Below are 9,774 nucleotides of genomic sequence, written 5' to 3'. Positions count from 1 at the left end.
CGTGCACCTGAGACCGCGATATACTGTTCGTAGTAGTTACGTTGATAGTCAAGTTGGCGCGTTTTTCCGCGTCTCAATTCGCGGGAAACAGTCGATTGACTGACACCTAATTCGCACGCCATTTCAGCTTGTGTATAGGTGCCACATTTTGCCATTTGTTCTAATTTTCCACGTTGGATGTCAGAAAGGTGCTTAAAGTGACGATTTTCTGTGGTATAATTGGCTTTAGTCATGTAGATACCTCTTTCATACTTATGGTTTTGTCGCTTTTAAGTATAACGTATCTACATGATTTTTTTTGTTTATTTCTTTATGCATTTCATTTTACAACTTACCTGCAATTTTTTTTAAATAAGTTTAAGGTTTTTTCTCTTGCAAAAGAAACGAAATGAGCGTATTCTAAATGACACAATGTCATATGACATTGTGTCATTTTTGTGCTGTGTTGTAAATAAAGGGGTGAGAATGTGCCAAAAGAAACGTTTTTCCATTTAACGGAGGGAAAAAAGAAACGCATTATGAAAGCTGCGGAAAAAGAATTTTCAAAACATCCTTTAAAAGATGCTTCTATCTCGAATATCGTAAAAGATGCTGAAATTCCGCGAGGCAGTTTCTATCAGTATTTCGAAGATAAGGAAGATTTGTATTATTACTACTTTAATAATTTACGCAAATCCAGTTTTCGAGATTTACTAACTACTATTCAGCAACACGATGGTGATTTGTTTTCGGGATTTGAGTGTTTCTCTGAGAAAATGATTACGAATGTATTGAAGGATAAACATGCAAGTTTCTATCGAAATCTATTTATGAATATGGATTATCATTCTTTCAATAAGGTCTCACCAGAAATGAGTCCCAGTCGAAAATTGGATGCGCGTATTCAAAGAGAACAACACATGAAGGATCAGCAAAAGATGTGGGCATATATTGATCAATCCAATCTGAAAATTGAAGATACTCATGAATTGAGGATGTTGCTTCATATGTTGATGCATAGTGTTTTTTCAACAATTATTGAAGCCTATCGTCATTTAGCAGAGGATGAGCATTATGATGTCAATCAAAGCATAAAAGACTTACAGCGGAAAATCAGTTGGATAAAGTCAGGTGCTTGCCAATCGGCCCATGAGTCAACCGTGACACAAGAAAATAATAAGTAAAGAAGGTTGCAAAAGTGAAATTATTTAAGTATCTAGGGAAATATTGGTATGCCATTTTGGCTGCTTTACTTTTGTTAGTGGTTCAGGCAAATAGTGATTTATCATTGCCTAGTATTACCTCTGACATTGTGGATGTTGGTATCCAACAAGGAGGTCTGGAAGAAGTTGCTCCAGATAAAATCCGTGAATCCACACTCTCAGCAATCGAACTATTTATGACCGATGCTGAGAAACAAACGATTAAAGAAAATTATAAAAAAACAACTGAGACCATCAAAGGTGAAAAAGTGACGGTCTATCAGTTAAACTTGCAAAAAGGAATGAGCAAAGAAAAATTATCAAAAATCTTTGAACTTCCTATGTTTATGCTGGCTTCTTCTCAGACAAAAAATATGAAAAAAGAAAATTCCGCCAAAACTATTTTAGAGGATTACCAAGCTTTGGGCAAAAAAGGGCAAGAAGCAAAAAGTTTGGGTACACAGGCTCAAACGTTAGGTGCCCAAGCAAAAGTTGCTGGAGAACAAGCCCAAGCAGCGGCAGCAAAAGGGGATTTAGCCACTGCCCAAAGTGAAGCTGCCAAGGCAAAGGAACTTGGGGAACAAGCCCAAACGATTGGTTTGCAAGCTCAGACACTAGCCGATGAGATCAAAAAGACAAACGATGCAATGCCAGAAAAAGTATTGGCAGCAAGAAAGTCAACGAAAGAAGAGTTAGGTGACTTGGGTGAGGATTCCCTTAAGACAGTCGGCATCCAAGTGACTTTAGCAGAGTACAAAGCGCTAAATGTTAATACGAAGACGATTCAAACAGACTATATGATAAAAAAAGGAACAGAAATGGTCGTATTGACCTTTATCTCTGCAATTGCCTCAATTTTAGTTGGTCTAATTGCCGCCCTTGTTTCGTCAGCAGTAGGAAAACACTTGCGCGAACGCCAGTTTCGGAAAATATTACAATTTTCGAATGCTGAAATGGATCAATTTTCACCAGCGTCTTTAATCACGCGTAGCACAAACGATATTCAACAAATTCAATTAGGATTAGTCATGATTATCCGTTTAGTTTTGTACGCACCTATATTGGGACTTGGCGGGATTTATCACGTATACAAAACAGGCACTGGAATGGGTTGGATTATTGGTGTAGCTGTGGGAGCCGTATTACTATTGGTTTTGACGTTATTAGGAACAACGATGCCAAAATTCAAAAGTTTGCAAACATTGGTCGACCGAGTGAACTTGGTTTCCCGGGAAATTTTAACTGGGTTGCCTGTCATCCGAGCATTTTCACGTGAAAGATATGAAGAAAAGCGATTTGATGGTGCCAACAAAGATTTAATGAAAACCCAAATGTTTGTCAATCGTGCGATGTCCATCATGTTCCCTGTGATGATGCTCTTGATGAATGGTGTTTCGGTCTTGATTGTTTGGGTTGGTGGCCACAATATGGAAGCCGGAAAATTACAAGTTGGTGATATGATGGCCTTCATTACGTATACCATGTTGATTGTCATGGCTTTTATGATGTTATCGATGGTTTCCATTATTTTGCCGCGTGCAAATGTTTCTGCAGGACGTGTGGATGAAGTATTGGCAACGAAGCCTACTATTAATGATCCTGAACAACCTCAAGATCAACAAGACTTTCAAGGTGTTGTGAAATTTGAAAAGGTGTCATTCCGCTATCCAGAAGCAAAAGAAGATGTTCTCCACCATATTAATTTTACGGCCAATCCTGGTCAAACGACGGCCATTATCGGTTCGACTGGTTCTGGAAAATCAACCATTGTTAACCTAGTACCTCGTATGTTTGATGTAACAGAAGGCAGCATAACGATTGATGGCGTAGATATTCGTAAAATGAGCTTGCATAAGTTGCATGAATTGATTGGATTTGTTCCTCAAAAAGGTGTGTTATTCTCAGGTGATATTGAATCAAATATTAAATTTGGAAATACTGAAGGAATATCGGATGAACAAATGAAAAAAGCTGCAATGATCGCTCAAGCAGAAGAATTTATTCAATCCAATGAAGCTGGATATCAACGGGAAATTTCACAAGGTGGTACCAATGTATCTGGAGGACAAAAACAACGTTTGGCCATTGCACGTGCACTTGCTAAGGAGCCCAAAATTTTGATCCTAGACGATTCTCTTTCTGCCTTGGATAGCAAAACGGATGTCGCTCTACGTGGTGCATTAGCCAAACATGTGGAAGGCATTACACAATTGATTGTTGCCCAAAAAATCTCGACTATTTTGCATGCTGACAAGATTATCGTCTTAAATGAAGGTCGAATAGTCGCTCAAGGAACACATGAGGAGTTAATGGCAACATCAGCAGTGTACCAAGAAATTGCTTCATCACAATTAAGCAATGCAGAATTAGGCTTGGAAGCAGAATAGGAGGCGAAGAAAATGGCAGAAGAAAAACAACCACGCCGTCCTAGAGGTGGTCGAGGCATGGGTCCTAGAGGCGGAATGGGCCCAGTTGAAAAAGCAAAAGATTTTAAGGGAACAATGAAAAAACTATTGTCCTACATGGGTGCGTATAAATTGGCTATTTTTATGGTCATGATATTTGCTGGCGCATCCACAATCTTTAATATTTGGGGTCCAAAAATTTTATCAAAAGCCATCACCGAATTATTTAATGGATTAATCAAAAAGTATCAAGGAACTGGTGGCATTAATTTTGATAAAATTGGTTCAATTCTTTTATTCATGTTAGGTTTGTATGCAGTAGCATCCATTTTTGGAATTATTCAAGGATGGGTGATGTCAGGTATTACTCAAAAAATTACCTATCGAATGAGAAAAGAGATTTCTGAAAAAATTAATCGCATGCCGATGAATTATTTTGAAAGTCGAACAACAGGTGAGGTGCTTTCGCGTATTACAAATGACGTGGACACATTAGGTCAGTCACTCAACCAATCAATTACACAATTAATAACTTCTACGTTCACCGTTATTGGAGTCATCGTCATGATGCTTTCAATTTCTGTACAAATGACAGGAGTTGCTATTTTAATTGTTCCCATCTCTTTAGTATTAATTTTGTTTGTTGTGAAATTCTCGCAAAAACATTTTAAAACACAACAAAAATACTTAGGAAAAATCAATGGACAGGTAGAAGAAACAGTGGGTGGATACAATATCGTACACCTCTTTAATGATGAAGAAAATGCTTTGAAAGAATTTACCAAACAAAATGAAATTCTTTTTAAATCTGCATGGAAATCACAATTCTTATCTGGATTGATGCAACCAATCATGAATTTTGTTGGGAACTTGGGTTATGTGGCAGTAGCGATTGTCGGAGGAATTTTTGCCTATAATGGCAATATTACTGTTGGTGATATCCAAGCGTTTATTCAATATGTGCGGAACTTGACACAACCAATTGCTCAAATGGCACAAGTATCTAATATGTTGCAATCAATGGCCGCAGCGGCGGAACGTGTTTTTGAATTTTTGAATGAAAAAGAAGAAGCACAAACGGTGGAAAATCCGGTGAAAATCGGCCGCGTTCGCGGTGAAGTGGACTTTGAAAATGTTCACTTTGGCTATACGCCAGATAAAATTATTATCAATGATTTTTCGAGTCATATCAATCCTGGTGAAACAATCGCAATTGTTGGTCCAACAGGGGCCGGTAAGACAACAATGGTCAAACTATTAATGCGTTTTTATGACGTGAATTCCGGTGCAATTAAAATTGATGGGCACAATATCAAAGATTTCAATCGGGCGGATTTACGATCCAATATTGGGATGGTGTTACAAGATACTTGGCTGTTTAAAGGAACCATCATGGAAAACCTGCGCTATGGGAATCTTGAAGCAACAGATGAGCAAGTTTACGCAGCTGCAAAGGCAGCTCATGTGCATCACTTTATTGAAACATTGCCTGGTGGATACAATATGGTTTTAAATGAAGAATCGTCCAATATCTCGCAAGGTCAAAAACAATTATTAACAATTGCACGAGCAATCTTGGCAGATAAACCAATTCTAATTCTCGATGAAGCGACTTCTTCTGTTGATACCAGAACAGAAGTTTTGATTCAACAAGCAATGAATAATTTAATGGCTGGTCGTACTTCTTTCGTTATTGCACATCGGTTATCTACTATCAAAGATGCGGATAAGATTCTATACATGCAAGATGGGGATATCAAAGAACAAGGCACACACGAAGAATTATTGGCTCAAAACGGCTATTATGCAGCTCTCTACAATTCACAATTTGAAGAATTAGCCGGTTAAAAATAGAATTTTTAATTTTAGTGTGTATCAAATAGGGGAGACTCTGCACAATTTTTCACTAAAATCACATCTCGTCAATGAAAAGAGTTAACGTCCAATTACGTAGACTATTTGGACGTTAACCATACGATCGATGGGTTTCAACGGATTTTTTACTAGATAAATTGCAACTTTATTCTTTTGAGAATAGGTTGCTTTTTTTTGATTAGTAGAGCAAGAATTGAATAATTGGCTAAGAAGCATTTTGAAAAAAAGATTTCAATTTTTTTACATTAAGTACGAATGCAGATAGTTTTTTACATCATGGTTCGATTATTGGGAATTTACTTAGTTGCAAAAGTACTAAGGAAGAGGAATAATCTAGTTGAGAGAGTGAGAGAGGTGCAAAAATGAAGAAAAATGTGGAAAAGCAATTGCTTTGTGAGCAAGCGAAACAAGAGATTATAAAATTAGTAACGCAATTACAAGAAAGAAAGCAACCATCGCCGGAGTTACTAGATATTATCGATGTTTTGCATCAAGTCCACGCAACGTTAGATAAAGCGAAAGATCCTGAGGTATTAATCAACCACATGGTGAATTACATTCGTAGTATGGCAATCAAAGGTCGGCTACATTTTCCAGAGGAGGAGGAAAAAGCAATGATGGCATTGGGTGTCATTGGCCAACGAGCAGGTTGGAATAGTCAATATATGGCCAATTTTTCGGATAAATCACAATTTTATCGCTTTGGTGAATCCGTCCCACGTCATTGATTTGTGAATAATAAAAAATGAAGTTGGAAAGACTGTGTTTACAGTGTTTTCAACTTTTTTGTTGTAAAAAGGAAAAAAGAGTAGCCACGAATAAAAGGGGAAAGTAGTTGGTGAATGGTTGGAAAAAGATCATTAAATTCTTGCCTGTTTTTCTTGGATATGAAAAAATGAGGAAAGTGATAAACGGAAATAAGTTTGAAAAAAATAATTATTTGGAGGGAAACATGCAGACAATCAACTCTTTCTGTTACAAATATGGGAAAACGAATGTATTTTTATTAGCGAATACCTTAAATATTGTGCCATTTATATTGTTTTTAGGCTTGAGTGATGGTCACTTGTTGCTTTCAGTTTTGCCTTTCGGTTGTTTTTATACTGTACAGCTTGTGGGGATTTTCTTTATCAACGAAGCCAAATCAGTTGTTTCAAGTGTTGACATCGGGCGGCTAGCGCTTCTATCTGGTCTGATGGGTACATTTTTTGCAATGTTGGGGACCTTTTTCTTTGGATACTATGTTGTTGCAGGAATATTGATTGGGTTAAGTTCATCCTGGCTAGCAATCGCCAACCTGACAGTGAATCACTATCAACCTAACAAAGAAGTCACAATTCACTATAGTTTGCTTAGTATCGGGATTGTGCTTCTTTTAGGCGGTCTATCAATCGCCGGTGCTTGGCGATTTACGTTGTCTTTTGCTCTTTATTTCCTATTCTATCTTATTGGGTTTCAGTATATTCGTGAAGCAATTCAGCGGGAGAAAGTGCAACGACTATCCGTTAAAGAATGGAACACACTTGTTTCTAAGAAGGAAAGTTTGTTGTTTTTGGGAATGGGGGCGTTGATTTTTCTTCTTCGGATTGGACGATTGGTCAACTCTGAACGAGAAATTGAATTGGCTCTTTTCGGTTTCTGTATCTTATTTTTCTTGTTTTTTATTCAGACAAAAAATCAGCGAACGAAATGGAAAGTGGCTAAAAGCATAAATGTCCTTTGTTTTTTCAATGGTGTTTTGGGAAATTATTTGATTCTTTTTGGAGCAATCTATGTTAGTCAATGTTATGGTCAAGCGTCCACTGCTTGGCTATTATATGGACCCTATGCTGTAGGCATGTTGGGTGCAACCGTTAGTTTCTCATTTTTGGTGAGACGCTTGGGCAATTATTTTGAGGGGGCTCTATTTGGCATTCTTTTCTTGGGATTTTGTACGGTCTTTTTTGAGAAACGCATTTTTGAGGGATTTCTATTTTTCAGCTATGGTCTGTTCTTGTTGAATCTTTGGTTAAATCGCCAATACTTGGCAACAACGACGCTTCATAAAGAACAATAATTAGTTGTAAAAAAAGTGACTCAAAACAAAGGAGCCATCACGCATCAATTTGTCCTCATGTTGGGGTTTTGGCCGGTCATATTCAAGGTTTTTCATTGCAACAATTATTTCAAGCGCAAGAACAGATTATAGGCAATCGTGCAATCACAAGTAGTTTAGCCACTTTTCGCCAAATTTCAAGTGTCATCGGTGGGGTGATTGGGATTGATTGGCTGGACCATCAGGCGTGCGAACAAAGTGGAAGTGAAAGAATATGAATGATGAAAATCGAGGGTTACAAGAATTTCAAAAATCTTGGGCACAAAATAAATATTGGGTGATGGGAAGGTCGCAACAAGCATACAATGCTATTCGACAATTGGCCAAGAATAATCAGTGGTCTGATGAAAAGCAAGTGCACTATGCAACGATTTTGGCCTCTTTAGAAGAAGTGTCCCCTACCTCAAAGACAACCCGTGTTGTTGCGGAACATATCTGGGGATACTTTAAAAAGCGTGCAACGCCCGAAGAAAAGCAAATGTTTCAACAATTAGTAGAGGATGAAAACCGAATCATCCAGGAGATGCCACGTTTTCTAAAATCACTCCAGTTAGCCTATCCAGATGCGTATCTAGCAAAGATGCGATGGTTTGACGAATAAACAACAAGAACATGTTTTCGATTTTCCGGTTAATCTTTCCGGATCCATCTGAAACATGTTCTTTTATTAAGAATTCATAGACGATTAATCGAGTACTTGCACGCCCAGTCCAATCAATCCTGGACCTGTATGGACAACTAAGGCAGGTGAGATTGTATCAAAGAAAATCTTTTCAACTGTCGGAAAAGTGTGTTCGATTAGTCCTTTGAGCCACAGCGCTTCTTCTAACGCATCCCCGTGGGCAATCGCGATGCGGTATCTGACATGTGTGCCAATATCTTTTTTTAGAAGCGTAAGTAAGTGTTCGAGGCTTTTTTTTCTTCCACGTGTTTTAGCAACGGTATAATAAATCCCGTTTTCATTACAGGAGATAGTTGGAAACAGACGCAAAGCTGTGCCAATCAAGGAGGAAACCAAGCCAATCCGGCCCCCTTTTTGTAAATATTCCAACGTAGCTACATTGAAATATATCTTTGTTTTAGGGACGTCTTTTTCTAATTGCTGGCTGATTTCATGCCAAGACTTGCCTTCATCAATCAGCTCAATCGCATGGATGGCTTGTAGTCCAGCGGCGATGCCAATGTTTTTGGTATCTAAGACAAACATCTCCAGTTCTGTATCTTCGGCGAGCAATCGTAAAACGTTATACGTTCCACTTAATCCGCTTGAAATAGCGACGGCGATGATTTTTTCATAACCATCTGTCATAATTTTGGTCAGTACTTTAGCAATTTCTGATCCCGCTGGCAGCGAAGTAGAAGGAATTTCTTCTGGTAATCGTTTGTAGACTTCTTCTGGGGTAATATCTATTTTGTCACGGTATACTTGATTTTTGTAGATAACTTGTAAGGGTATCGTATATACATTGGGTAATTGACTATATGCAGTAGGCAAATCCGTACCTGAGTCAACTAAGACAGCTATTTTTTCTTTATTCACTTTTTTCCACCTTCTCTAAATACTGTTGTTCCAGTTCAATCATTTTTTCGGCGAGCAGTTTCTCTGCAAAGGAGCGAGTGGCTGCTTTTACTGCAATTAATTCCAAAGGGGTTGCTTGTTTTTCCAAACGGATAGGCCCATCAATTTGCTGTTTGATAAAATGAATGGCTTCTTCTTGCTCGCAACAAAACAGATCATAGGCCTTGCGAATGCCGACCTGCTTCCCTTGAAAAAGGATCCCTGTTCGAATTTCATTGATTGTTAGCACTTGCTTGAGCGAAGTAATGGCCAATAAAAAGGCCAAGTGTTTACGGTTGTACTTTTTTTTAATTGGTGCGGGAATAATGTGCAATTTGACATAGTTATTGACCATTGCTGCAGTTAGCAATGGATGCTTTTCTGATTGAATTACCGGTGAAAGGTATTTGTCGATTACGGTTAAAACTTGATCCATATACAATTCTAAATCAGGTAATTCTTCCCATTTAGGCAAATGAAAAGACTGTAATTCATCTGCCCAAGCTAATAGTTTTTCATGTATCTGTTCCATAAACGCATCCTCTTTATTTCAATAATAATTTTATCTAGTTATTAAAACTAGATAAAATTATAGCACGAAATAAGTTGCTTGAAAAGATGTTACTTTTTGCCAAAAATGTGATAGATTGATAACAACCT

Annotated in this window: 10 protein-coding genes; 7 read left to right on the top strand and 3 right to left on the bottom strand. The window is 37.9% G+C overall.

The window, feature by feature from the left end:
- The coding region (locus ACFSR0_RS10285) for a helix-turn-helix domain-containing protein (protein WP_379982493.1) at positions 1-233 on the bottom strand (233 nt) is incomplete at its 3' end.
- Between the two features lie 234 nt (positions 234-467).
- Between ACFSR0_RS10285 and ACFSR0_RS10280 the strand changes: the two genes are divergently transcribed.
- The 7 genes from ACFSR0_RS10280 (at position 468) to ACFSR0_RS10250 (ending at position 8,157) form a co-directional block, all read left to right on the top strand.
- Positions 468-1,163, top strand: coding sequence for a TetR family transcriptional regulator (locus tag ACFSR0_RS10280; RefSeq protein WP_379982491.1), 696 nt, complete (start codon positions 468-470; stop codon positions 1,161-1,163).
- Positions 1,164-1,177: 14 nt separating this feature from the next.
- The gene (locus tag ACFSR0_RS10275; protein WP_379982489.1) at positions 1,178-3,568 is read left to right on the top strand and encodes an ABC transporter ATP-binding protein; all 2,391 of its coding nucleotides are present in this window, start codon (positions 1,178-1,180) and stop codon (positions 3,566-3,568) included.
- Positions 3,569-3,580: 12 nt separating this feature from the next.
- The gene (locus ACFSR0_RS10270; RefSeq protein ID WP_379982487.1) at positions 3,581-5,434 is read left to right on the top strand and encodes an ABC transporter ATP-binding protein; all 1,854 of its coding nucleotides are present in this window, start codon (positions 3,581-3,583) and stop codon (positions 5,432-5,434) included.
- Between the two features lie 389 nt (positions 5,435-5,823).
- On the top strand, positions 5,824-6,189 hold the full coding sequence (locus ACFSR0_RS10265) for a bacteriocin immunity protein (protein ID WP_379982485.1): 366 nt from the start codon (positions 5,824-5,826) through the stop codon (positions 6,187-6,189).
- A gap of 224 nt (positions 6,190-6,413) precedes the next feature.
- Complete coding sequence (locus ACFSR0_RS10260; RefSeq protein WP_379982483.1) at positions 6,414-7,517, top strand: hypothetical protein; 1,104 nt, start codon at positions 6,414-6,416, stop codon at positions 7,515-7,517.
- Between the two features lie 68 nt (positions 7,518-7,585).
- Entirely contained in the window at positions 7,586-7,774 is a 189-nt protein-coding gene (locus tag ACFSR0_RS10255; RefSeq protein WP_379982481.1) for a hypothetical protein, read from the top strand.
- Positions 7,771-8,157: a YbgA family protein gene (locus ACFSR0_RS10250; RefSeq protein ID WP_379982479.1), complete on the top strand. Its 387-nt coding sequence runs from the start codon at positions 7,771-7,773 to the stop codon at positions 8,155-8,157. The genes ACFSR0_RS10255 and ACFSR0_RS10250 overlap by 4 nt, the downstream gene beginning before the upstream one ends.
- Positions 8,158-8,241: 84 nt before the next feature.
- Here the strand turns inward: ACFSR0_RS10250 and ACFSR0_RS10245 are convergent, their stop codons facing one another.
- A complete protein-coding gene (locus tag ACFSR0_RS10245) occupies positions 8,242-9,096 on the bottom strand; it encodes a DegV family protein (protein WP_379982477.1) in 855 nt (284 codons plus the stop codon).
- Positions 9,089-9,646 carry a DUF1836 domain-containing protein gene (locus ACFSR0_RS10240; RefSeq protein ID WP_379982475.1) on the bottom strand — a complete coding sequence of 186 codons (558 nt, stop codon included), beginning with the start codon at positions 9,644-9,646 and terminating at the stop codon, positions 9,089-9,091. Before ACFSR0_RS10240 ends, ACFSR0_RS10245 begins: the two co-directional genes overlap by 8 nt.
- Positions 9,647-9,774 lie beyond the last annotated feature (128 nt).

It is taken from the genome of Enterococcus camelliae (assembly GCF_042685105.1).
Lineage (GTDB): Bacteria > Bacillota > Bacilli > Lactobacillales > Enterococcaceae > Enterococcus_G > Enterococcus_G camelliae.
Note: the sequence above shows the minus strand (reverse complement) of the source record. Positions and strands in the feature narration are given on the sequence as shown.